This window comes from Gilvibacter sediminis (assembly GCF_028561565.1).
In the GTDB taxonomy this organism is placed as follows: Bacteria; Bacteroidota; Bacteroidia; order Flavobacteriales; family Flavobacteriaceae; genus Gilvibacter; species Gilvibacter sediminis.
Map to the genome: position 1 here is coordinate 35,754 of NZ_JAQQTE010000019.1, position 23,086 is coordinate 58,839.

At 43.8% G+C, this 23,086-nt stretch carries 23 protein-coding genes and 5 tRNA genes; 2 read left to right on the plus strand and 26 right to left on the minus strand.

The features are described 5' to 3' along the window. Positions 1-29: 29 nt before the first annotated feature. From rpoB to POW22_RS10565, 24 genes are all read right to left on the minus strand, one after another. On the minus strand, positions 30-3,842 hold the full coding sequence (rpoB, locus tag POW22_RS10450) for a DNA-directed RNA polymerase subunit beta (protein WP_272832615.1): 3,813 nt from the start codon (positions 3,840-3,842) through the stop codon (positions 30-32). Positions 3,843-3,980: 138 nt separating this feature from the next. Beyond that, positions 3,981-4,358: a 50S ribosomal protein L7/L12 gene (gene rplL, locus POW22_RS10455; protein ID WP_272832616.1), complete on the minus strand. Its 378-nt coding sequence runs from the start codon at positions 4,356-4,358 to the stop codon at positions 3,981-3,983. 54 nt (positions 4,359-4,412) lie between these two features. Continuing rightward, positions 4,413-4,934, minus strand: a complete 522-nt coding sequence (rplJ, locus tag POW22_RS10460; RefSeq protein ID WP_272832617.1) for a 50S ribosomal protein L10 — start codon at positions 4,932-4,934, stop codon at positions 4,413-4,415. Between the two features lie 15 nt (positions 4,935-4,949). Further along, positions 4,950-5,645 carry a 50S ribosomal protein L1 gene (gene rplA / locus POW22_RS10465; RefSeq protein ID WP_272832618.1) on the minus strand — a complete coding sequence of 232 codons (696 nt, stop codon included), beginning with the start codon at positions 5,643-5,645 and terminating at the stop codon, positions 4,950-4,952. Between the two features lie 20 nt (positions 5,646-5,665). Further along, complete coding sequence (gene rplK / locus POW22_RS10470; RefSeq protein ID WP_272832619.1) at positions 5,666-6,103, minus strand: 50S ribosomal protein L11; 438 nt, start codon at positions 6,101-6,103, stop codon at positions 5,666-5,668. Positions 6,104-6,177: 74 nt separating this feature from the next. Beyond that, a complete protein-coding gene (gene nusG / locus POW22_RS10475; RefSeq protein WP_272832620.1) occupies positions 6,178-6,732 on the minus strand; it encodes a transcription termination/antitermination protein NusG in 555 nt (184 codons plus the stop codon). A 10-nt stretch (positions 6,733-6,742) separates the two neighbouring features. Beyond that, positions 6,743-6,931, minus strand: a complete 189-nt coding sequence (secE, locus tag POW22_RS10480; RefSeq protein WP_087523082.1) for a preprotein translocase subunit SecE — start codon at positions 6,929-6,931, stop codon at positions 6,743-6,745. Positions 6,932-6,946: 15 nt separating this feature from the next. After that, positions 6,947-7,019, minus strand: a tRNA-Trp gene (locus POW22_RS10485). A 68-nt stretch (positions 7,020-7,087) separates the two neighbouring features. Further along, the gene (tuf, locus tag POW22_RS10490) at positions 7,088-8,275 is read right to left on the minus strand and encodes an elongation factor Tu (RefSeq protein ID WP_272832621.1); all 1,188 of its coding nucleotides are present in this window, start codon (positions 8,273-8,275) and stop codon (positions 7,088-7,090) included. Between the two features lie 126 nt (positions 8,276-8,401). After that, positions 8,402-8,473: transfer RNA gene (locus POW22_RS10495), tRNA-Thr, on the minus strand. Between the two features lie 112 nt (positions 8,474-8,585). Next, positions 8,586-8,658, minus strand: a tRNA-Gly gene (locus tag POW22_RS10500). Between the two features lie 416 nt (positions 8,659-9,074). Continuing rightward, a tRNA-Tyr gene (locus POW22_RS10505) sits at positions 9,075-9,157 on the minus strand. Positions 9,158-9,192: 35 nt separating this feature from the next. Continuing rightward, positions 9,193-9,266, minus strand: a tRNA-Thr gene (locus POW22_RS10510). A gap of 103 nt (positions 9,267-9,369) precedes the next feature. Next, the gene (hpf, locus tag POW22_RS10515; RefSeq protein WP_272832622.1) at positions 9,370-9,672 is read right to left on the minus strand and encodes a ribosome hibernation-promoting factor, HPF/YfiA family; all 303 of its coding nucleotides are present in this window, start codon (positions 9,670-9,672) and stop codon (positions 9,370-9,372) included. 35 nt (positions 9,673-9,707) lie between these two features. Further along, positions 9,708-10,601: a tyrosine-type recombinase/integrase gene (locus POW22_RS10520; RefSeq protein ID WP_272832623.1), complete on the minus strand. Its 894-nt coding sequence runs from the start codon at positions 10,599-10,601 to the stop codon at positions 9,708-9,710. A gap of 67 nt (positions 10,602-10,668) precedes the next feature. Continuing rightward, entirely contained in the window at positions 10,669-10,863 is a 195-nt protein-coding gene (rpsU, locus tag POW22_RS10525; RefSeq protein WP_087523086.1) for a 30S ribosomal protein S21, read from the minus strand. A 75-nt stretch (positions 10,864-10,938) separates the two neighbouring features. Further along, positions 10,939-12,372 carry a carboxypeptidase-like regulatory domain-containing protein gene (locus tag POW22_RS10530; protein WP_272832624.1) on the minus strand — a complete coding sequence of 478 codons (1,434 nt, stop codon included), beginning with the start codon at positions 12,370-12,372 and terminating at the stop codon, positions 10,939-10,941. A gap of 396 nt (positions 12,373-12,768) precedes the next feature. After that, positions 12,769-13,935 (minus strand): acyl-CoA dehydrogenase family protein, encoded by a 1,167-nt coding sequence (locus tag POW22_RS10535; protein ID WP_272832625.1) that lies wholly within the window; start codon positions 13,933-13,935, stop codon positions 12,769-12,771. Positions 13,936-14,011: 76 nt separating this feature from the next. After that, on the minus strand, positions 14,012-14,866 hold the full coding sequence (locus tag POW22_RS10540) for a helix-hairpin-helix domain-containing protein (RefSeq protein ID WP_272832626.1): 855 nt from the start codon (positions 14,864-14,866) through the stop codon (positions 14,012-14,014). A 49-nt stretch (positions 14,867-14,915) separates the two neighbouring features. Further along, on the minus strand, positions 14,916-16,367 hold the full coding sequence (locus POW22_RS10545; RefSeq protein WP_272832627.1) for an alanine/glycine:cation symporter family protein: 1,452 nt from the start codon (positions 16,365-16,367) through the stop codon (positions 14,916-14,918). Between the two features lie 89 nt (positions 16,368-16,456). Further along, positions 16,457-17,488 (minus strand): potassium channel family protein, encoded by a 1,032-nt coding sequence (locus tag POW22_RS10550; protein WP_272832628.1) that lies wholly within the window; start codon positions 17,486-17,488, stop codon positions 16,457-16,459. A 34-nt stretch (positions 17,489-17,522) separates the two neighbouring features. After that, positions 17,523-17,750 (minus strand): PspC domain-containing protein, encoded by a 228-nt coding sequence (locus POW22_RS10555; protein WP_272832629.1) that lies wholly within the window; start codon positions 17,748-17,750, stop codon positions 17,523-17,525. A gap of 75 nt (positions 17,751-17,825) precedes the next feature. Further along, positions 17,826-18,806: a PLP-dependent cysteine synthase family protein gene (locus POW22_RS10560; protein ID WP_272832630.1), complete on the minus strand. Its 981-nt coding sequence runs from the start codon at positions 18,804-18,806 to the stop codon at positions 17,826-17,828. Between the two features lie 78 nt (positions 18,807-18,884). Beyond that, positions 18,885-20,123 carry an ABC transporter permease gene (locus POW22_RS10565; protein WP_272832631.1) on the minus strand — a complete coding sequence of 413 codons (1,239 nt, stop codon included), beginning with the start codon at positions 20,121-20,123 and terminating at the stop codon, positions 18,885-18,887. A gap of 9 nt (positions 20,124-20,132) precedes the next feature. On the opposite strand from POW22_RS10565, the gene POW22_RS10570 reads away from it, so the two are divergent. Further along, positions 20,133-21,419 (plus strand): exo-beta-N-acetylmuramidase NamZ family protein, encoded by a 1,287-nt coding sequence (locus POW22_RS10570; RefSeq protein WP_272832632.1) that lies wholly within the window; start codon positions 20,133-20,135, stop codon positions 21,417-21,419. Here POW22_RS10570 and POW22_RS10575 read toward each other — a convergent pair. After that, complete coding sequence (locus POW22_RS10575) at positions 21,407-21,910, minus strand: YkgJ family cysteine cluster protein (RefSeq protein ID WP_272832633.1); 504 nt, start codon at positions 21,908-21,910, stop codon at positions 21,407-21,409. The genes POW22_RS10570 and POW22_RS10575 overlap by 13 nt on opposite strands. An 11-nt stretch (positions 21,911-21,921) precedes the next feature. Between POW22_RS10575 and POW22_RS10580 the strand changes: the two genes are divergently transcribed. Continuing rightward, a complete protein-coding gene (locus tag POW22_RS10580; RefSeq protein ID WP_272832635.1) occupies positions 21,922-22,635 on the plus strand; it encodes a class I SAM-dependent methyltransferase in 714 nt (237 codons plus the stop codon). Here POW22_RS10580 and POW22_RS10585 read toward each other — a convergent pair. Then, entirely contained in the window at positions 22,622-23,041 is a 420-nt protein-coding gene (locus tag POW22_RS10585; RefSeq protein WP_272832636.1) for a DUF2059 domain-containing protein, read from the minus strand. The genes POW22_RS10580 and POW22_RS10585 overlap by 14 nt on opposite strands. Between the last annotated feature and the right edge of the window lie 45 nt (positions 23,042-23,086).

A 23,086-nucleotide genomic window follows, 5' to 3' on the forward strand; every position in this document is an offset into this window, starting at 1 on the left:
TACACTTTATCTTATCCCCAAAAGGGCAATTACTCTTCTAAACGGATATCCAATCCAAGACCTTTCAATTCATGCATCAATACGTTGAATGACTCTGGCAGACCAGGTTCTGGCATGCTTTCGCCTTTCACGATAGCTTCATAAGTCTTGGCACGTCCGATAACGTCATCGGATTTAACCGTTAGAATTTCGCGCAAGGTGCTGGATGCTCCGTATGCTTCGAGCGCCCAAACCTCCATTTCTCCAAAACGCTGACCTCCAAATTGTGCCTTACCACCAAGTGGTTGCTGCGTAATGAGCGAGTAAGGTCCAATTGAACGGGCGTGCATCTTGTCATCGACCATGTGACCCAACTTAAGCATGTAGATCACACCAACTGTTGCCGGCTGATCAAAACGCTCTCCGGTTCCACCGTCATATAGATAGGTGTGTCCGAATCGTGGAATACCTGCCTCATCGGTCAATTCGTTGATCTGGTCTAGTGTAGCACCGTCAAAGATCGGAGTAGCAAACTTGCGACCCAATTTCTGACCAGCCCATCCTAGTACCGTTTCGTAGATCTGTCCGATGTTCATACGCGATGGTACCCCAAGTGGGTTTAGTACGATATCTACAGGAGTACCGTCTTCAAGGAATGGCATATCCTCTTCACGTACAATACGTGCAACAATACCTTTGTTACCGTGACGTCCTGCCATCTTATCACCTACTTTAAGCTTACGTTTCTTAGCGATGTAAACTTTAGCCAATTTCAAGATTCCAGATGGAAGCTCATCTCCAACAGAGATGGTGAACTTCTCACGTCTTAGGTTACCCTGTAGGTCATTCTCTTTGATCTTGTAGTTGTGCAACAACTCGGCAACCAATTTATTGGTGTCCTTATCTGTAGTCCACGTTCCTTGCGTAAGGTGCGTATAATCGTCTACAGCGTTAAGCATCTTAAGGGTGTATTTCTTTCCTTTAGGGAAGATCTCTTCACCCAAGTCATTCATTACACCTTGAGCAGTTTTACCACCCACGATCTCAAAGAGCTTCTCAACTAGCACATCTTTCAAAGCAGAGAACTTAGTCTCGTACTTCAATTCAAGCTCGTTGATGTCTTCTTTATCTTTAGCCCGTTTGCGCTTGTCTTTAATAGCGCGTGCAAATAGTTTTTTGTCAATTACTACCCCGCTAAGTGAAGGAGAAGCTTTCAAAGAAGCATCTTTTACATCACCTGCTTTGTCACCAAAGATGGCGCGTAGTAGTTTTTCTTCCGGAGTTGGATCGCTCTCTCCTTTTGGAGTGATCTTTCCAATTAGGATATCACCAGGCTTCACCTCTGCACCAACGCGGATCATACCGTGCTCGTCCAAGTCTTTAGTAGCCTCTTCTGATACGTTAGGGATATCACTAGTCAATTCTTCGTTACCTAATTTGGTATCGCGAACTTCTAGAGAGTACTCATCAATGTGGATAGAGGTAAAGATATCTTCACGCACCACTTTTTCTGAGATCACAATCGCATCCTCAAAGTTGTAACCCTTCCATGGCATAAAAGCCACTTTCATGTTACGTCCTAGTGCCAATTCTCCGTCTTCTGTTGCATAACCTTGACAAAGCACTTGTCCTTTAGCCACTCGGTCCCCTTTGCGAACGATTGGTTTTAGGTTGATCGAAGTACTCTGGTTGGTCTTGCGGAATTTGATCAACTGATAGGTCTTAGAATCTCCATCAAAGCTTACCAAACGCTCTACGTCGTTGCGGTCATATTTAATGGTGATCTCACGAGAGTCCACATATTCAACAACTCCGTCTCCTTCTGCATTGATCAATACTCGTGAATCCGACGCTACTTGACGCTCCAATCCAGTTCCCACAATTGGAGAATCTGCGATTAGAAGCGGTACCGCCTGACGCATCATGTTAGATCCCATCAAGGCACGGTTCGCATCATCGTGCTCCAAGAAAGGAATAAGCGAAGCCGAGATCGAAGAGATCTGGTTTGGCGCCACATCCGTGTAGTGTACCTCTTTAGGGTCTACTACTGGGAAGTCACCTTCCATACGAGCAATTACACGATCGTTATCAATAGTTCCGTCTTTCTTAAGCGGAATGTTTGCCTGAGCAATTAGTTTCTCTTCTTCCTCTTCTGCAGATAGGTAGATCGGTTCTGACTTTAAGTCAACTTTACCGTTCTCTACTTTGCGGTATGGAGTTTCAATGAATCCGAGGTTATTCACCTTGGCGTACACAGAAAGTGAAGAGATCAGTCCAATGTTTGGACCTTCAGGAGTTTCAATAGGACACAGACGCCCGTAGTGGGTGTAGTGTACGTCTCGAACCTCAAAACCGGCGCGCTCACGAGATAGACCTCCAGGCCCTAGTGCAGAAAGACGACGCTTGTGCGTGATCTCCGCTAGTGGGTTGGTCTGGTCCATGAACTGAGACAACTGGTTGGTTCCAAAGAAGGAATTGATCACAGAAGAAAGTGTCTTCGCGTTGATCAAGTCGATCGGAGTAAATACCTCGTTGTCACGAACGTTCATACGCTCACGAATAGTACGAGCCATACGAGCCAAACCTACTCCAAATTGAGAAGAAAGCTGCTCTCCTACGGTACGTACACGACGGTTAGACAAGTGGTCGATATCATCGATCTCCGCTTTAGAGTTGATCAATTCAATCAAATACTTGATGATGGTAATGATATCTTCTTTGGTAAGCACTTGCTTGTCCATGTCGATATCCAAACCGAGTTTTTTGTTCATTCGGTAACGTCCTACCTCACCCAAGTTGTATCTCTGGTCAGAGAAGAACAACTTGTTGATGATTCCGCGAGCGGTCTCTTCATCGGGCGGTTCAGCGTTACGCAATTGACGGTAAATGTGCTCTACCGCTTCTTTTTCAGAGTTGGTAGGGTCCTTTTGTAAAGTGTTGTGGATAATCGCGTAGTCCGCCTGCTGATTATCTTCTTTGTGAAGTAAGATGGTCTTACTTCCGGACTCAAGAATTACGTCAATATGTTCTTTTTCAAGGATAGTATCACGATCCAAAACGATCTCGTTTCTCTCGATTGATACCACCTCTCCAGTATCTTCATCTACGAAATCTTCGTGCCAGGTCTTAAGTACACGCGCCGCTAGCTTGCGATCCATGTATTTCTTAAGTCCAGTTTTTGTAGCCTTTACCTCTTCTGCAAGGTCAAAGATCTCTAAGATATCTTTATCGCGCTCAAAACCGATGGCGCGGAAAAGTGTAGTTACTGGTAATTTCTTTTTACGATCGATATAGGCGTACATTACGCTGTTGATATCGGTCGCAAATTCAATCCATGATCCTTTGAATGGGATCACACGTGCCGAGTACAATTTGGTACCATTGGCGTGGAAGGACTGTCCAAAGAACACCCCTGGTGAACGGTGAAGCTGAGAAACAACTACACGTTCAGCACCGTTGATACAAAAAGTTCCAGATGGAGTCATATACGGGATAGTTCCCAGGTATACATCTTGCACGATGGTTTCAAAATCTTCGTGCTCCGGATCGGTACAGTATAATTTTAAGCGGGCCTTTAGAGGAACGCTGTAGGTCAATCCGCGCTCAATACACTCTAAAATCGAGTAGCGTGGCGGATCAACGAAGTAGTCTAAAAATTCCAGTACAAATTGATTGCGGGTATCTGTAATTGGAAAGTTTTCCATGAAGGTGTTGTACAAACCTTCGTTTCCTCGTTCTTCTGATTTGGTCTCTAACTGGAAAAAATCTTGGAAGGATTTTACCTGAATGTCCAGGAAGTCTGGATAATCCGGCTTGTTTTGCACAGAAGAGAAATTCAATCTTTCAGTTTTCGTTGCGGACATCTACGAACGGAATTTAATTAACAAAAAACTAGGGTGCGCAAAGGTTTTAATATCGAACCTTTATATACGCAAAATGGTTTAGGCCCATCCCGGCAATCGGGAAGGCCTAAACCTTAGGGTTGGCTAACTGCCGGGAGCTTACTTAAGCTCAACCTCAGCGCCAGCTTCTTCTAACTGAGCTTTTAGTGCTTCAGCTTCGTCTTTAGCTACACCTTCTTTGATTGGTGAAGGAGCGTTATCAACTAGTTCCTTAGCGTCTTTAAGACCAGCACCTGTCAATTCTTTAACTAGTTTTACTACAGCTAGTTTAGAACCTCCAGCGGCTTTAAGGATTACGTCGAATTCAGTTTGCTCTTCAGCGGCGTCTCCACCTCCGGCACCACCACCAGCAGCAACAGCTACAGCTGCAGCAGCAGGCTCAATACCGTACTCCTCTTTAAGGATGTCAGCTAACTCGTTTACCTCTTTTACAGTAAGGTTAACTAATTGTTCTGCGAATTCTTTTAAATCTGCCATTTTCTATCGTTTTAATAAAATTGTATTCTAAGTGTTTGATTTTTCTTGTTGTGCTTATCCTTCGCGCTCAGAAAGTGTCTTAACAATTCCTGCAATGGTTCCACCGCTCGATTTAAGAGCAGAGATAACATTCTTAGCAGGCGATTGCAACAATCCGATGATATCGCCAATAAGCTCCTCTTTAGATTTGATCTCAACGAGAGCATCCAATTGGTCGTCGCCAATGAAAACTGCTTCTTCGATGAAAGCACCTTTAAGGATTGGACGCTCCGCTTTTTTACGGAACTCCTTGATCACTTTAGCTGGAGCGTTTCCAGTCTCAGAGAACATCAATGAAGTGTTGCCTTTAAGCACACCCGTTAATTCTCCAAAGTCCTTGTCACTGCTCTCCATTGCTTTTTCAAGCAAAGTGTTCTTTACTACAGACAACTTAACTCCCGCTTTAAAACAAGCGCGTCTCAAGTTGGTTGTAGTTCCTGCGTCCAAACCTGAGATGTCCGCTAGATAAACTACGGAGTTCTCAGCCAGCTGTGCAGTCAAATCCTGAATAACTTGTGATTTTTCTTCTCTTGTCATTGTCTTTGGGTTTTACTACTCAGCAAATCTCTTGGTGTCGATACTTACTCCAGGACTCATAGTACTGGACATGTAAATACTCTTGATATATACACCTTTGGCCGCTTGAGGCTTTAACTTTACTAAAGTGGTTATTAATTCGCGGGCGTTTCCAGCGATCTTCTCAGCGTCGAAAGACGACTTTCCAATCGCAGCGTGAACGATACCGGTCTTCTCAACTTTAAAGTCGATCTTACCACCTTTCACATCTTGCACCGCTTTAGCAACGTCCATTGTCACTGTACCAGTCTTTGGGTTTGGCATAAGTCCACGAGGTCCTAGAATACGTCCTAGTGGTCCTAACTTACCCATTACGCTTGGCATGGTAACAATTACGTCAACATCTGTCCATCCTCCTTTAATCTTATCGAGGTATTCGTCTAAACCAACGAAATCAGCTCCTGCAGCAGTAGCTTCGGCCTCCTTATCTGGAGTAACCAAGGCCAATACTTTTACATCTTTACCCGTACCGTGTGGAAGTGTTACTACCCCGCGAACCATTTGGTTAGCTTTACGAGGGTCAACATTCAAACGAACTGCAAGATCTACAGAGGCGTCAAAGTTCACGTTGGTGATCTCTTTTATTAAAGCAGAAGCTTCCGTCAAACTGTAGTCCTTATTAACGTCTACTTTTGCGCGAGCTTCCTTTTGCTTTTTGGTCAATTTTGCCATGATCTGTTTTCTTTAAATCATTAAAAAGGGGCTGCCCCTTTGATTTTAACTCCCATAGATCGTGCAGTACCAGCTACCATTTTCATGGCAGACTCGATTGTAAATGCGTTTAAATCCGGCATTTTATCTTCTGCAATAGTTTTCACCTGATCCCAGGAAATTGTGGCTACTTTACGCACGTGTGGTTCACCAGAGCCTTTTTTGACTTTGGCTGCCTCAAGGATCTGTACAGCTGCTGGAGGGGTCTTAATTACAAACTCGAAAGATTTGTCCTTATAAACCGTAATCACAACAGGCAATACTTTACCTTGCTTATCTTGAGTTCTACCGTTGAATTGCTTGCAGAACTCCATGATGTTAACACCTGCGGCACCTAAAGCGGGTCCTACTGGTGGTGACGGGTTAGCCGCTCCACCTCGAACCTGTAACTTTACGACTTTATCTACTTCTTTTGCCATTGTTTACATTTTAGGTCGATCCTTCACAGTTGGAAGCTCCGGAAGAATCACTTTATTCGCGTAACAGTTTTTTACTAAATTTTTTCTACTTGCATATAGCTGAGCTCTAGTGGCGTCTTACGTCCGAAGATCTTCACCATAACTTCTAGCTTGCGTTTTTCTTCGTTGATCTTCTCTACGGTTCCGTTGAATCCGTTGAAAGGACCATCGATCACTTTTACAGTCTCTCCTACTACATAAGGAATGTTTAGGTTTTCATCTTCGATAGCCAATTCGTCTACCTTACCTAACATTCTGTTCACTTCAGACTGTCTTAACGGCACTGGGTCTCCCCCTTTGGTCTCTCCTAAGAAACCAATAACACCGTTGATGGATTTTATAATGTGTGGTACCTCTCCTGCAAGATTTGCATTGATAATGATATATCCCGGAAAGTACACACGTTCTTTACTTATCTTTTTCCCGTTGCGGATCTGAATAACCTTTTCGGTTGGAACTAGAACTTGCTCGATATAGTCTTGCAGATTCAAGCGCACTACTTCACTCTCGATGTAGTTCTTGATCTTGTTCTCTTGTCCGCTAACCGAACGAACAACATACCACTTCTTAGTACTCTTTGTTTCTGTCATTCTGCAGCGTTTATCCCTTGATTAGTTTAAAGTACTGCTCGATCACTCCAGAGAAGACTGTGTCTACTCCCCAAGTGGCCAATGCCAGTACAACAGAAAAAACCGCAACAATAACAGTAAGTCGTTGAGCCTCAGATAAAGGTGTCCAAGTCACGTGATTTCTTAGCTCGTTATACGACTCTTTAATATATTCTATCATTGTTCTTGTGTTTTGCACGGGTTGAGAGACTCGAACTCCCGACACCTGGTTTTGGAGACCAGTGCTCTACCAACTGAGCTAAACCCGTAGATAAAAGTCAAGGTGTACCGCGAAAACGGGACACCTTTGACTTATTTATGTTTATCTACTGTGTACTTAGTCGATGATTTCAGTAACCTGACCAGCTCCAACAGTTCTACCACCTTCACGGATAGCGAAACGCAATCCAACGTTAAGTGCGATAGGTTGAATCAAATCAACAGTAATGGTAAGGTTATCACCTGGCATTACCATCTCAACACCATCAGGAAGTACAATGTTTCCAGTTACGTCAGTTGTACGTACGTAGAACTGAGGACGGTAGTTGTTGTGGAATGGAGTGTGACGTCCACCTTCTTCTTTCTTAAGGATATAAACCTCGGCTTTGAATTTAGCGTGAGGAGTTACAGAACCTGGCTTACAGATTACCATACCTCTTTTGATCTCAGTCTTTTCAATACCACGTAGAAGGATACCAACGTTATCACCAGCTTCACCGCGATCTAGGATCTTACGGAACATCTCAACACCAGTAATAGTAGAAGACAATTTCTCAGCTCCCATTCCGATGATGTCTACAGCGTCACCAGTGTTGGCAACTCCAGTCTCGATACGACCCGTAGCAACAGTACCACGACCAGTAATAGAGAATACATCCTCGATTGGCATCAAGAAGTCTTTATCTACATCACGCTTAGGTAGCTCAATCCAATTGTCTACAGCTTCCATAAGCTCCATTACAGTGTCAACCCACTTTTGCTCACCGTTAAGTGCGCCAAGAGCAGAACCAGCGATAACAGGACCGTTGTCTCCGTCATACTCGTAGAAGCTCAATAGGTCACGGATCTCCATCTCAACTAGTTCAAGTAACTCTTCGTCGTCTACCATATCCACTTTATTCATGAATACAACGATACGTGGAATACCTACCTGACGTCCAAGAAGGATGTGCTCACGTGTTTGTGGCATAGGACCATCTGTAGCAGCTACTACAAGGATAGCACCGTCCATTTGTGCAGCACCAGTTACCATGTTCTTAACGTAGTCGGCGTGACCTGGACAGTCAACGTGTGCGTAGTGACGGTTAGCCGTCTGATACTCTACGTGAGAGGTGTTAATAGTAATACCTCTTTCTTTTTCTTCTGGAGCGTTATCGATAGAGTCGAAAGAACGCAACTCAGACAATCCTGCGTTGGCTAGTACAGTTGTAATAGCGGCAGTAAGGGTAGTTTTCCCGTGATCAACGTGTCCAATAGTACCGATGTTTAAGTGCGGTTTGGAACGATCAAAAGTTTCCTTTGCCATGTTTATTAATTTTTAATCTTAATTATATTAGTGTTCAAATTCTTGTTTGCTATTGAATTAAGACCACCCGATACTCATTGTATCCTGCTGACTAATCCAAAGAAGCAGTTCTTTCAAACTACTTAGAGCCAATGACGGGAATTGAACCCGTGACCTCTTCCTTACCAAGGAAACGCTCTACCCCTGAGCTACATCGGCTTATGCGGGTTGGGCCGTCTAGCCCCGCCTGCCTTACCTGTCGTTTTACTGACCGATAAGTACAGCAAAAATCGCACCCTCTAGTGAAGATGCGATTTCGGCTTGACTTTTGAGCGGGAGACCGGGTTCGAACCGGCGACATTCAGCTTGGAAGGCTGACGCTCTACCAACTGAGCTACTCCCGCGTTTTTTCTTGCTGTGCAAGATTGGTTTTCAGTACGTCGAAATTTTAGTGCTGCAAAATTAATGAAATTTTACTAGAAATAAAACAAGCAAAATGAGTTTTCATTGCGACTTTATTTTGCGCTGTGCTTTCCTTAAAGTTTACCAGGCCGTCGCCTCATTAAACTCCTCGAGAAACACTTTCATGTTTCACCATTCGGATTACTCAGCTTATGCCTCGTTAAAACCCTCAAGAAACACTTTCATGTTTCACCATTCGGATTAGCTCACTTGCGTTCGCTGATCCTTTTGAAACACTTTCATGTTTCACCATTCGGATTAGCTCACTTGCGCTCGCTGATCCTCGGTGGTGAACCATCTTTATTTTTTTGTCGGCTTACAAAAGCGAGCTTTTGACGCCGACTTTCAAAAAATAAAGTGGGGAGAGCAGGATTCGAACCTGCGAAGGTAAAAACCAACAGATTTACAGTCTGTCCTCGTTGGCCGCTTGAGTATCTCCCCGATAGCTCTAAAACATCGATTTTAAAGAACTTAAGAGCCGATGGAGGGACTCGAACCCACGACCTGCTGATTACAAATCAGCTGCTCTAGCCAGCTGAGCTACATCGGCGCTTTTATACTTCCTTTTTGATCAAAAAAAAGTCCGCTATTTCTAACGGACTGCAAATGTATAATAATTTTCTTTTAGAAAAAACTTTTTGAGAAAATTTACCCTAAAGATAGGCTCGTTGTTTTTGCTTTCTCTTTTTGAGCTGGCGCTCTAAAGAATTTGCACATTCGTCAATCCCTTCTTCAAATTTCCTACACTCCTTTTTCACAATGACATCATCTCCCGGGATACTCAATAAGACCTCAACGATCTTATTCTCCTTTTGGCTAGTGTTTTGCACTTTCAAAAACACATCAGCAAAGATGATCTTGTCGTAAAAAGTTTCGAGTTTTGACAAACGCTTTTTGATGAATTCAATAAGCTTGATGTCTGCGTCAAAGTTTGGAGTTTGCACATTAACTTTCATACACGGGTAATTTAAGTTAGACAAATATTTGCCCTCTATGATTTATTCCGCGGATGCGCCTTACTGTGAATTTTCTTCAATTCTGCCACACTGTTGTGTGTGTAGACCTGGGTGGAAGCCAAACTGGCGTGCCCGAGTAGTTCTTTCACAGCATTGAGGTCTGCACCTTCGTTCAATAAATGGGTTGCAAAGGAATGCCGCAAAATATGCGGGCTTTTCTTTACCTTGGAGGACGTCATACTAAAGTACGAATTTATAATTCGGTACACAAGCGTTTCGTATAATTTAGCACCCTTGGAGGTGAGAAAGAGCCAAGGCGTATCTGCCTGATTTACAACTTCGCAGCGCTCTCCATCCAAATAGGATTTCAGATCATGGAGTACCCCAGGCAAAAGCGGCACAATACGCTCCTTGTTGCGTTTTCCCAATACCTTGACCGCTGCTTGTCCAAAATCTATGTCAGACACCTTGAGGTTGATGAGTTCACTGCGTCGCATCCCTGTGGCGTAAAACAGGCTCACGATCAATTTATCTCGTACACTTTCAAATCCATCTTGGTTGTTCAAAGCTTCAATAGTGGCGGCGATCTCCGATTGTGAAAACGGCACCTGCAGTTTCTTGGGAGTTTTTAACGCCTTGTGTTGTGCTAAGGGAGACACGCTAATGGTTCCCGTTTTTAGGAGAAACTTGTAATAAGCTTTTAAGGAAGCAACCTTGCGGTTTACAGACCTGTTGGATATTCCAGCATCCACCAAGGAAACGATCCAACTCCTTATTTGCGGATAATGTACTGTTTCAAAATCTTGCTGACCATACTCAGCTTCCAAGAACAACGCGAAGGCTTCTAGATCTCTCGCATAAGCGGTAAGAGTGTGCTGGGAGTATTTCTTCTCCAGACTGAGGTAGGCAATGAATTCGGTAAAGGCCATAAAAAATCCGCTGAATAATGTAAAGGTACACTTTCCAGCGGATTGTTTATGTGGTGATCCTAACGATCTAGATCTCTTCCTGATCTCTAAGATGTTGGATGTATTGCGCTTTTTGGATTTGCGCTCTGCGCTTTACAGAAGGTTTAGTAAACTGCTGACGTGAACGTAGTGCACGCATAGTTCCTGTTCTGTCAAACTTACGCTTGAAACGCTTTAGCGCTCTATCAATATTTTCTCCGTCTTTAACTGGTATAATTAACATAGTGTCATCACCTCCTCTCTTTTGCGGATGCAAAGATAGAAAGTTAATTTTTATATCTGCAACTTCTTTTTAAAATTATTCCTTGAAGAGTGATGCTCGTGTACTGAGATCGCGGATGAGCTTCTCCTCTTCCTCGCTCTCTAAAAGTACATTATAGGTCTTCCAGAAGGCTTGGTTATAGGGTCTAGGGATAAAGATATCATCAGACCACTCTTCACTCAGCGCCTGCGCAATGACCATATCGTCTCGAATGATCTCCGTAAAGACAATCTCTTGAACGGTATAGTAGAATTGCTCCTCCCGCTCCTTTTTGATCTGTTCTGCAGTTTTCTCCTGCTGATCTGAGGAACGATTCCCAATGTTAACCAGTTTAGGCGTCTCGTAATAGATGTAGTTGGGGTACCATTTATCCTCGAACTCTTTGTAAGTGATCACCAACTTGTGATTTAGCGTAGTACCAAACAAACTTTTAGAACGTCTACGCTGCGCATCAGAGGCAGCAATGAGTTCGTATTCAATGCGTTTTATGGCATAGGTTTTCCAGTCGATATAGATCCACCCCTTAGGCTCAAATCCTTCATTGTAGATACCTGGAGTATTGAGTCCGACGTAATCAGAGCCCTTCTCAATTCTGATCTTGTAAACCTTTCGCCCATCGTCTACCAAAACAGTATCCAACGTAAATTGATGGCGCTCTAACATTTTATCGCCTAAGATCGCAAAACGATCTCCAGCATTGCGCACCATATTGAGCTTCCCATTGAAGAGATTCCCTAAACCGTTCACGCGGTTGTCGTTCCACTTAATGGCTTCTACCAATGAAGCCGTTTTAATAGTGTCGCGTCTCAAATTATCCGCTTTTATGCGCATTCCTTTTTCATCACGCAGATAGGAGTAATATGTGAACAAACTATCTACGTCTCGAAGATCGTAGCTCTTTCTGTTTTCATCCACATTGACTTTGAGGTATTCTGAGCCTCCTGCCACATAGGTGGAATCATAGAGGCTGATGGCACTTTCAATAAGCCATTTGTATTCGATCTGATTGCGTTCTTTATGTCTTAAGAATCCTTTTTGGATGTATGAGCTGTCTGGCAAATTACGAGGTAAACGCTCCAAGGCACGAATCACAATATCGTTTCCCGTAGTGGGTCTTGGGTCTGCCACGACAACTACTTCGTCTAAGGAGGCAATGTCTTCTTCTAAAAAGATATCTTCTGCAGGATCAAAATCTGCGATGGCTGTTTTAAAACTCTTGAATCCGATGGATGATATTACCAAGGTATCATTGACGTGCTTAGGCGGAACCACCAAAGAGAATTTTCCATCACTATTGCTCACCGTCCCGATATAGGAATCCTGAACATAGACACTGGCGCTCTCAATAGGCATGAAAGTGGCAAAATCCACGATCTTTCCATTGAGTACTTTCTCTTGTTGTGCGTAAGTAAATCCGCAGGCCAAGAAGACACCTGCAAAAAGTAATTTTTTAAATAGATTGAGCTGCATGCATGTAGGTTTAAATCTCCAATTTAATCCAAGGGAGACCTATTGTAGCTCAAAGTTACATAAATCAGCGAACTATGTAGCTGGTTTGTACTCTTTGCCGTCAATGACCATTTTTGCGATGCCATTGGGCATCTTCGCAAAAATTTTTGTCGCTTATGTTGCCAGCTTGTACTCTTTACCGTCAATGACCATTTTTGCGATGCCATTGGGCATCTTCGCAAAAATGTTTGTCGCTTATGTTGCCGGCTTGTACTCTTTACCGTCAATGACCATTTTTGCGATGCCATTGGGCATCTTCGCAAAAATGTTTGTCGCTTATGTTGCCGGCTTGTACTCTTTACCGTCAATGACCATTTTTGCGATGCCTTTGGGCATCTTCGCAAAAATGTTTGTCGCTTATGTTGCCGGCTTGTACTCTTTACCGTCAATGACCATTTTTGCGATAATTTCACGTAAAATTTCAGAAGTACCGCCACCAATAGGGCCCAGTCTGCTGTCACGCAACAAACGTGCCATTGGATATTCTTCCATATAGCCGTATCCACCTAACATCTGTAAACAGTCATAGGCTACCTCATCGGCGATCTTGGTAGAGATCAGTTTGGACATACTGGCTTCTTTCACGACGTATTCGCCGTCACCCAAGCGTTTAGCAATGGCATAGTTGAAGGTTTTACACACTTCTACCTCAGAGGCCAGTTGTGCAATTTTGTGACGCAAGGCTTGAAACTCAGAAATGCTCTTTCCAAAGGCCTTGCGGTCTTTCATATATTGAATGGTGTATTCAATAGCCCATTCTGAGCGCGCGTGGGCATTGATTCCCATGATCAATCGCTCGCTGGCAAAGTGCTGCATGATGTATTGAAAACCTTTGTTTTCTTCTGCCAAAAGATGCGTAGCAGGAATTTTGACATCGGTAAAGGAGATCTCACCGGTATCGCTAGCACGCCATCCCAGCTTATCTAATTTAGTAGCTGCTACTCCATCCCAATCGCGATCAACAATAAACATGCTGATCCCTTTATTCCCTAAAGACGGATCGGTCTTGGCTGCAACGATCAAATAATCGCTGTACACCCCATTAGTAATGAAGGTCTTGGATCCATTCAATATATAATGATCACCCTGCTTTACGGCGGTAGAACGCATTCCAGAAACGTCAGACCCTCCAAAAGGTTCAGTAACACATAAACACCCTATCATTTCACCCGTAATACTTTTGGCTAGGTAGTGTTGCTTTTGTTCTTCGTTTCCTTCCGCATTGAGGTGCGTCATAGCCAAATAAGCATGCGCCCACATAGCGGCTGCAAAACCACCAGATTGTACGCGTTGCAATTCCTCTAGAAAGATCACGGTGTAAAAGAAATCTAAGCCCATGCCTCCGTAAGCTTCCGGATAGGCAATCCCAAAAAAGCCCATCTCTCCCATTTTACCCCAAATGGATCGGTCAATAGTTCCACTGGCCTCCCAGGCTTCAATATGAGGCGCAACTTCCTTCTGCAAGAAATCGCGGAGACTGGCTCTAAAAAGATCGTGTTCTTCGGTAAAATAAGTAGTGCTCATGGGTCTTGTAATGCTTTCGTTTTTCCTGAACTCAAACGTTTGAGTTCTCGTTTTAAAAAAAGTCCCAAACGGGCTTTTAATCGAATTGCAAATATACGGCAATTCCCGCTAACCAATCCTCAGTAATACCATTCAACTTAAGCAATTCTGAAGGCTCCGAGACCCTTCCGCGTAACCGTCTGAAAATCACCAACTCCTTAGCCATTTCAAAGTTGATCCCGGGTAGCGTTGCCAAATCTGCGGCAGAAACCTCATTGAAATTGAATTGAGGCTGCACTGCGGATTCCGAAATAAAAAAGTGCCTTAAGAGCTCGGCTCGTGTTTTGGGTTTGAGTCCGTAGATCAATCGCAACTGTAAGCTGTCCCCAAAAGCTCCATAGCGTTCTTTAAAATTGAGTATTCGACCCGCCAAGACCGGACCAATTCCATAAACAGAATCAAGCGCTGCGACACTAGCTGTATTGAGATCCTTTTTGATTATGGTTCTATTAAAATTGGAGCCTTTCTGTACTTGCTGCGTCCAGGCAGGAAACTTAAAGTAGGGTGCCATTGCCCCTAAAAGAGAATCAGAAACTCCAGTAACTCTTTGAAAGTCAGCTGCAGAGCGCAACCAAAGATTCTTTGCTCTAAACTCTTCCAAGGCCGTTAAAGAAGAGTCGCTCACTCCCCAGAGATATGCATTGTACGGACTTAAAAAATTTGGGTTAAAACGGTAGCGTTTGGGCTGAGCTGCAACAAGACGTGACGAATCTATATGGGCCAAGGCAACTTCATTGGTCTCAATAGCGACAATTGATTCATCATTATAAGAGATTCTACGTATTTGTGTTAGCGCAATGACACCCAATATGGACGTTAGAAAAAGTAGAACACTAGCGCGGTCCTTGGCGTAAAACAGCAATAGCCTTTTGGCCAAAAAAAATACCCCCATGTCAAATAGTTTTGCATAGGGGTATTAGTAAAAAAGTTAGTCTGGTCGTCTAGTTGGAAGATTTAAGTCCTTTAATAGCGTCCAGGTATTTCTTCATTTCCTCTCGCACCTTAGGGAACAAGAAGAAGAGTCCGATCATGTTCGGGAATACCAAGGCGAGAATCATCGCATCGGAGAATTTGATCACCGCATCCAAAGTAGCTGCAGCTCCAATGATCACGAACAATAGGAACATGATTTTATAAGTAAGATCGGCGGCTTTTCCCTTACCGAATAAATATTTCCAAGATTGCAATCCGTAGTAAGACCAAGAGATCATTGTGGAAAACGCGAACAGTACGATCGCAATGGTCAACACATAAGAGAAGCCAGGGATCACCGAATCAAATGCTCTAGAAGTTAAATCTACACCTCCGAGCTGCTCTCCGGTTCCATTCAGAATTACATTAGATCCTTCTACAGCTCCGTATTCAAATACGCTCTGCAAGTTGGTTCCGTCAATGTTAAAGAAAATGATCACCAAAGCAGTCATGGTACAGATCACTACGGTATCAATAAAAGGCTCCAACAAGGCAACAACACCTTCACTGGCCGGATATTTTGTTTTAACTGCGGAGTGCGCAATAGCTGCAGATCCTGCACCTGCCTCATTAGAGAAAGCTGCGCGCTGGAATCCAACGATCAGTACCCCAAGGAAACCTCCAAGTCCCGCCATTGGGGTAAAGGCTCCTTTAAAGATCAGTCCGAATGCGTCGTCGATATAAGAGAAATTCGCTTGGAAGGCATTACCTCCTCCAAAAGAAGCTCCAACGCAAAGAATCGCAAAGATTCCAGCCAACACTTTTCCAAGCCCAGCCATATTGCGCTCTTTCAATCCTTTAGAAAGGTAGTACATCGGTCCACCGTATACGGTTCCGTCTGGTCCCACATCACGGTACTTAACGCCAAGGGTACACTCAACGAACTTAGTAGCCATCCCGATAAGACCACAAACGATCATCCAAAAGGTAGCTCCAGGACCACCCAAAGCGATCGCTACAGCTACCCCGGCAATGTTTCCTAAACCAACGGTTCCTGAAACAGCAGTTGCCAGAGCCTGGAAGTGAGAAACCTCTCCTTCCTCGCTTTCGTCACGAATGGTATCGGGCAAATCGCCATCTACTATGTTTACGTCAGATTTTTCAACACCGTGGCCTTCTGCGCCTTCAATGTCATCGTATTTTCCACGTACCGTATTGATCGCCAATGGGAATCTTCTAATACTCGGTACTTTAAAATAAATTGTAAAGAAAGTTGCTCCTATTACCAATAGAATCACCACTACAGGGATGTTGAATTCGCCCACGGGAACCGTAGTAAGAACTAGGTTTTCCCACCAGACCGCGGCAGGCATTACCGCGTCATTGATCTTTTCATCAAGACCAGCTTCTTGAGCGTCTTGGGCAAAGGAAAATAGGGGTGATAATACTGCTAATGCTAACAGAAGTACTTTTTTGTACATAAGAATTGTTTTAGTTTGCGATTTTTCCAGCTCACAAGATGCTAAAAAAAATAGCGAATTCAAATTTTTAGCCGTTAAAAAGTATGGGCTTAAACCTTGTAAACCTCCTTTAAACGCTCGATTTGAGGCGGTCTACCAATCAGGATGAGTTTGGACTCTTTTTGAAGGACGAGTTCCGGTTCTGGATTCACAATGTACTCACCATTAGGGGATTTATATCCAATTATAGAACAGCCGGTTCGCTTGCGTAGATCCAGATCTTTAATGGCCATTTCTTTCCCGTCAGGACAAATCTTCTCAAAGGATACTTGTTCTACATTGATACTATCCTCTTCTCCAGAAACGGTCAGGTTATTTAAGAACTCCAACAAATCAGGAACAACCACCAAAGAAGCCATATGCTCTCCCCCAATTTTATCGGGCATGATCACATTGTCAGCGCCAGCCAATTTGAGTTTATTATAACTGGTCTCTTCTGTGGCTCGGCTAATGATACGCAGTTTTGGATTGATCTGTCGTGCAGAAAGCACGATGAATAGATTATCGGCATCGCTGGGCAGCGCACAGATCACCGTTGAGGCATTTTCAATTCCTGCTTGATAAAGCACCTCGTCCTCATCAGCATTACCTAAGACCATAAGAATATCGTCATCCAACAAAGCTCTGGACACGATCTCCTCGTCAATTTCAATAACCACAAAAGGACGGTTGTAAGCGCGGAGCTTTTGAACCGCTTGACGCCCGTTTCTCCCGTAGCCACAGACAATGACATGTCCTTCTAAAGATTCGATCTGTTTTTTCACTCTTTTCTGTGTAAAGTTGCCAATATTACTTTTTCCCAGCAGGTATTCAGAGATCACGGTGATTGCATATCCCACAATAAAGATACTGGATATGATCAAGACCGAGGTAAATATCTTCTCGCTGGGTCCCAGGGGTTGCACCTCTTGAAATCCAACAGTTGTTATGGTGATGATGGTCATGTAGATCGCATCGATCCAACTGTAATCCGCATAAAATTTAAACCCAAATACACCAGCTGCAAATACAACCAACAACAGGCCTAAGGCGATGTTGATTTTAGATCTGAAGTAACGCGTCAGCAAGGTAACTTTTGGCATGCAGCTTTAGATTTTACGCTTAGCTCCGTTCTTTTTAAAGATCGAAAACTGAACTCCTTTTGGTGTAAATTAAGTCTTTTAATTTTAGCCAGAAAGCCAAGGTTAGATAAATTGCGAAGCCCACACCGAGTGTCGCAAAACTCACGTAGATAAAAAACAACCGAACACTTTTGGCTCGCATCCCTAAACGCTCCGCCAAGCGCGAGGATACGTAGAATCCCCGCCGTTCCAAATAATGCCTTAAATCATAGACCCATTTCATAGCTTTCTGCCTTAATGCAAGATAAGAAAACCCCCGATTTTTAGGTCGAGGGTTGGTGTTTTTTCAGTGGAGAGCTTATTCGATATAGCCCATTTTACGCATCCAATCGTCATTGAACATTTTGCCCACATAACGGCTTCCGTGGTCGTGGAATAGAACCACTACAACATCGTCTTCATTGAATTCATCCTTGAGCTGTAAAAGTCCTTTCATGGCAGCTCCGGCAGAGTTCCCTAAGAACATACCTTCTACTTTAGCCAGAAGTTGGGTGTAAACAGCTGCGTCCTTATCGGTGACTTTGGTAAAACCGTCTATGACGTCAAAGTCAACATTCTCTGGCAAGATGTCCTCTCCAATCCCTTCGGTCACATAAGGATAGATCTCCTTTTCATCAAAGATCCCCGTCTCGTGGTATTTTTTAAATACGCTTCCGTAGGTATCGATGCCCCAAACTTTTACGTTCGGATTTTGCTCTTTCAAATACTTTCCGACTCCAGAAATAGTTCCGCCGGTACCCACACCTACTACAAAGTGCGTGACCTTGCCGTCGGTTTGCTTCCAGATCTCTGGACCTGTGCTTTCGTAATGCGCTACCGCATTACTAGGATTGTCGTATTGGTTCACATACCAGCTATTCGGAGTTTCTTCTCCCAAACGCTTGGACACGGAATAGTAAGAACGCGGATCATCGGGCGCCACATCCGTAGGACATACGATCACTTCAGCACCCATGGCTTTAAGCACATCTACCTTTTCTTTGGACTGCTTATCCGTAGTCACAAAAATGCTTTTGTAACCTTTTACGACGGCGGCAAGGGCCAAGCCCATTCCTGTATTACCAGAAGTCCCTTCAATGATAGTGCCTCCCGGTTGCAGGCGGCCATCGGCCTCAGCATCTTCTACCATCTTCAGTGCCATGCGGTCTTTGACCGAATTTCCGGGATTGAAAGTTTCATACTTTGCCAATACCAAACAAGGCAACTCTTTAGCCAGGTGATTGATCTTAACCAAGGGTGTATTCCCAATGGTTCCTAATATATTTTCTGCGTATTCCATCTGTGTGTTTAAGACTGGGCAAAGGTACAAAACCCCTCAGTTTTTAAATCCCTAAGGCCTTGTTAATTCCGTGAAAGACTATTGAAAACGGATCGCCTTGATGGGAGCAATTCGGGTAACGGTATAAGAAGCTCCCCACAACATCAACAAACACAAAGCAAGAGTACCTGTGTTGAGTGCCAACACATAAAAGGCATTGAGATAGACCGGCGCCTCCTTCATATAGTAGATCTCTGGATCTGGGTATTCAAAAACACCAAATTGCCATTGAATTGCTATGAGCCCCAAACCGATCAAATTCCCCCAAAACAAACCACGAAGAATAATGTATCCCGCGTTGTACAAGAACACCTTTTGAATGCTCCAATCTGTGCTCCCCAAAGCCTTTAAGGTTCCTATCATTTGCGTGCGTTCTAAAATAAGCACCCAAAGAGCCGTAATCATGTTGATACCAGCAATCACGATCATGATGCCAATAATGAGGTAAATATTAAAATCAAACAGGTCCAGCCATTCAAAAATGGAGAAGTATTTCTCTCTAATGCTGATGGCGTTGAGTTCGGAATCGATATTTTCATAAACCGCTGCACTAGTTTCAGACAACTTATCAAAATCCTCCACAAAGACCTCAAAACTCCCGATCTGATCCGGCTCCCATTTGTTGAGTCGCTGAATGTGTCGAATATCAGCCACTAAGAATTGCTCGTCGAACTCCTGAAAGCCGCTGTTGTAAATTCCAACCAGATCAAAGCCGCGGGTTCGCGTGGGGCGCTCGCTGTCATTATTGACAAAATAGGTCGCCACCTTGTCTCCAATTTTAAGATCTAATCGATTGGCTAAGTATTCTGAGATGAGAATTTCTGCATTTAAACTACCGCTGTAATCCGGCAGACGCCCTTCTTTGAGATACTGCTCAAAATGAGAGAAGTCATAATCGGCATCTACTCCTTTGACCACAATACCTTCAAAGGTCTCCTCAGTACGGATCACCCCTCCTTTTAAAGCCGTGACCTGAATATCCCGTATTCCCGGAACTAAATTGAACTCCGGATAGAACTCTTGATTGATGCTGATGGGAATCTGGGAATCAAAAGAAAAGTTGGTATCATAATTGGAGATGATGATATCGCCGTGGAAGGCTGAGACCTTTTCCTTGATCTTCCGTTGCAGCCCAATACCCGTAGCAATTGCGATAAGCATCACTATGGTGCCAATGGCAATAGCAGCTATGGCTATTTTTATAATTGGACCCGATACGCTACTTTTATGATCCTTGGAACGCGCAATGCGGCGGGCTATAAAATATTCGAAATTCACTCCAGATCTATGACTGTTCTAAGTCTCAAAAATACGCTTTTATTCCTTCTGATTGTTATGTGTTCCTGCGGATCTAAATCGCAAGAAGCTGATGATTGCTGCCCAGAACAAAATCCAAAGCCACAGATCACTCCAATCCCTGGAGCCAATCAAACAGAAGAATATTTACCACTACTACAAGGCAAACGTGTGGCTGTAGTTGCCAACCAAACGAGCGGCATCAATAACGGAAAAAAGGATCTGGAGTTCATGGCCACCACAGCTACTGGCGATACGTTAATGCGGGCAAGAATAGCACAGACCCATTTAGTGGACAGCTTACTTGCCAGAGGCATTAATATTGTAAAGGTATTTGCTCCGGAGCACGGTTTTAGAGGCCGAGCCGATGCCGGAGAAGCGGTTAAAGATGGGGTAGATACCAAAACCGGTTTGCCGCTCCTGTCCTTGCACGGCAAACACAGAAAACCAAAGCCAGAGCAATTGTCTGACGTGGACATCATTGTTTTTGACATCCAAGATGTGGGCGTGCGATTTTACACCTACATCTCTACCATGAGTTTGGTCATGGAAGCTGCGGCGCAGGCGGGTGTTCCAGTAATTGTTTTGGACCGACCCAACCCCAACGGTCATTATATTGACGGGCCTACCATGCTTAAAGAGCATACAGGCTTTTTAGGCATGCATACTGTCCCTTTGGTGTATGGAATGACCATAGGCGAATACGCTTTGATGGTTAACGGAGAAGGCTGGTTAGAAGACGGAATCAAGGCAGATTTAACGGTAATTAAAAACACAGCATACAACCACCGTTCTAAATATAGGTTGCCGGTACGGCCCTCACCCAATTTACCGAACTATATCGCGGTTAATTTATATCCCAGTTTAGGACTTGCGGAAGGCACCAACCTCAACGCAGGGCGCGGAACCGAATATCAATTTCAGATCTTGGGATCGCCTTATTTACCGAAGGAGAAATACACCTATCAGTATACGCCACAACCCAATTTTGGATCTAAATACCCTAAACACCAAGGTACTGAATGTAACGGCTTCTTTTTGGGGCAGCAGCCTTATTTGAGCAAAGTAGATCTGCAATGGATCGTACAAGCATATCGCGATCACACTAAAAAAGACGAATTCTTCAATACGGCCAATTTCACTACCCACGCGGGCACTCCCTTATTGCAACAGCAAATTCAGCAAGGCTTGAGCGCAGAAGAAATACGTGCCAGCTGGCAACCGGAGATTGAGGCTTTCAAAAAGATCCGTGCTAAATACTTGCTTTACGAGGAGTAGTTGTGCAAGCGTTTTTTCATTTCCTCAACTATGTTGTAAGCCGCTGGGCAAATGGCCACATTCTTTAAAGTTAAGTTGGAGATCTGCTGAAACTTTTTGCGATCTGTATGCGGAAACTCTCTACAGGCCTTAGGACGATGGTCGTAAACGCTGCAGTAGTTATCGGCTCCTAAAAAAGGACAGGGCACGGACTGCAAAACATAGTCGTTGTCTTCATCGATCCGCAAATAGGTCTCAATGAATTGTTGCTGCTTCATTTTAAACAATTTGGCCAAACGTTCAATGTCTTTATCGGTAAACAAAGGCCCCGTAGTCTTGCAACAATTGGCACACTCCAAACAATCGGTTCGCGTAAATTCATCGGCATGCAGCTCCTGCATTAGACTGTCCAACTGCTTGGGCGGACGCTTTTTGAGCTTGGCGAAGAATTTCTTGTTCGCTTTATGGTTAACTTTGGCTTTTTCTGCCAGCTGTTCGAGCTGCTTATTCATAATTTCTACGGATGCGTGTAACCGACCTCATGGGCCAGGCCATAAAAGACCACTTTGCGGGTAAAGATACAGAAGACCTCTGGAACGAGACCTCCATAAGTGAAAAGGATGTTTTGCCCTTAGAGCATTTGTTCCGTGATTTTGATGATATGCCTCTTCTTGAGCAAAAGGCCTTGGAACTGGCACGCGGTAAAATTTTAGACGTTGGCTGCGGAGCTGGCTCGCACAGTTTATATCTGCAAAAGAAAGGTCATAATGTCACCGCTTTAGACATAAGCGCAGACAATATTGAAGTGGCCCAAGCCCGCGGCGTAAAACAAACACGCTGTGAATCCATCTACGATTTAGAACACGAAAAGTTCGATACCTTATTATTGCTGATGAACGGCACTGGACTCTTTGGACGCTTGGATCAGACTAAAAAAGCGCTGGAACATTTAGGCTCCTTATTAGCCCGCAACGGACAGATTCTCGTTGATTCTAGTGACCTGCAATACATGTATGATTATGACGAAGCAGGGGTTTTGCAAGTTCCGGAGTACTTAAAATATTACGGAGAACTGGAATGCGTTTTACACTATAAAGGACAACAGTCTGAGCCTTATTACTGGCTTTATTTAGACCCTGAGACCTTTGGCATTCTGGCCCAATTGGCAGGACTGCATTTTGAACTGATTGAAGAGGGAGAAAACTTTGATTACCTAGCCCGACTTACTGCTGTTTAGGCGTAAAACCCATCGTTTTTAATTCCTCTAAAGTAGCGATATAAAGATCACGGCTCCACGATTCGGAAGCGGCAGAGATGTTCTGAATCAAGCTTTGTTGCACCGCAATCAATTTTTGCCCAGTAGCGGAATTCAGAAAAGTACTTTGATTGGCCTGCTGCGCCTCAGGTGAGCTGCTGTAGTGTGTATAGAGGTTTTGAATGTCTGTCTCTTCAAAATAACTTCGATAAACAGAAGCCAACATATTTAAAATACCGTCCACTTGTTCTTCTTTTTGTTCTTCCAGTTTTGACCAGTGGGACTCGGGTACTCCTTGTCCATTAAATTGAGATTTGATCAAAGTGATCATTTGGTCATAGGCACCCTCATATTGCTTTTGGGTTCCATTGATTTTTAAGTAATTCACGGTTTGTTTTTGGACTGAATCGGTCTGAGCCAGACTCGAAAAACA

Excerpts from the sequence above, each read along its gene's own strand:
- rplA (WP_272832618.1), bottom strand. The coding sequence starts at position 5,645 with ATGGCAAAATTGACCAAAAAGCAAAAGGAAGCTCGCGCAAAAGTAGAC.
- POW22_RS10530 (WP_272832624.1), bottom strand. The coding sequence starts at position 12,372 with ATGCAGCTCAATCTATTTAAAAAATTACTTTTTGCAGGTGTCTTCTTG.
- POW22_RS10535 (WP_272832625.1), bottom strand. The coding sequence starts at position 13,935 with ATGAGCACTACTTATTTTACCGAAGAACACGATCTTTTTAGAGCCAGT.
- rplK (WP_272832619.1), bottom strand. The coding sequence starts at position 6,103 with ATGGCAAAAGAAGTAGATAAAGTCGTAAAGTTACAGGTTCGAGGTGGA.
- POW22_RS10575 (WP_272832633.1), bottom strand. The coding sequence starts at position 21,910 with ATGAATAAGCAGCTCGAACAGCTGGCAGAAAAAGCCAAAGTTAACCAT.
- tuf (WP_272832621.1), bottom strand. The coding sequence starts at position 8,275 with ATGGCAAAGGAAACTTTTGATCGTTCCAAACCGCACTTAAACATCGGT.
- POW22_RS10550 (WP_272832628.1), bottom strand. The coding sequence starts at position 17,488 with ATGCCAAAAGTTACCTTGCTGACGCGTTACTTCAGATCTAAAATCAAC.
- POW22_RS10580 (WP_272832635.1), top strand. The coding sequence starts at position 21,922 with ATGCGTGTAACCGACCTCATGGGCCAGGCCATAAAAGACCACTTTGCG.
- POW22_RS10570 (WP_272832632.1), top strand. The coding sequence starts at position 20,133 with ATGACTGTTCTAAGTCTCAAAAATACGCTTTTATTCCTTCTGATTGTT.
- hpf (WP_272832622.1), bottom strand. The coding sequence starts at position 9,672 with ATGAAAGTTAATGTGCAAACTCCAAACTTTGACGCAGACATCAAGCTT.
- POW22_RS10545 (WP_272832627.1), bottom strand. The coding sequence starts at position 16,367 with ATGTACAAAAAAGTACTTCTGTTAGCATTAGCAGTATTATCACCCCTA.
- secE (WP_087523082.1), bottom strand. The coding sequence starts at position 6,931 with ATGATAGAATATATTAAAGAGTCGTATAACGAGCTAAGAAATCACGTG.
- rpsU (WP_087523086.1), bottom strand. The coding sequence starts at position 10,863 with ATGTTAATTATACCAGTTAAAGACGGAGAAAATATTGATAGAGCGCTA.
- nusG (WP_272832620.1), bottom strand. The coding sequence starts at position 6,732 with ATGACAGAAACAAAGAGTACTAAGAAGTGGTATGTTGTTCGTTCGGTT.
- POW22_RS10540 (WP_272832626.1), bottom strand. The coding sequence starts at position 14,866 with ATGGGGGTATTTTTTTTGGCCAAAAGGCTATTGCTGTTTTACGCCAAG.
- rpoB (WP_272832615.1), bottom strand. The coding sequence starts at position 3,842 with ATGTCCGCAACGAAAACTGAAAGATTGAATTTCTCTTCTGTGCAAAAC.
- rplJ (WP_272832617.1), bottom strand. The coding sequence starts at position 4,934 with ATGACAAGAGAAGAAAAATCACAAGTTATTCAGGATTTGACTGCACAG.
- POW22_RS10555 (WP_272832629.1), bottom strand. The coding sequence starts at position 17,750 with ATGAAATGGGTCTATGATTTAAGGCATTATTTGGAACGGCGGGGATTC.
- rplL (WP_272832616.1), bottom strand. The coding sequence starts at position 4,358 with ATGGCAGATTTAAAAGAATTCGCAGAACAATTAGTTAACCTTACTGTA.
- POW22_RS10560 (WP_272832630.1), bottom strand. The coding sequence starts at position 18,806 with ATGGAATACGCAGAAAATATATTAGGAACCATTGGGAATACACCCTTG.
- POW22_RS10520 (WP_272832623.1), bottom strand. The coding sequence starts at position 10,601 with ATGGCCTTTACCGAATTCATTGCCTACCTCAGTCTGGAGAAGAAATAC.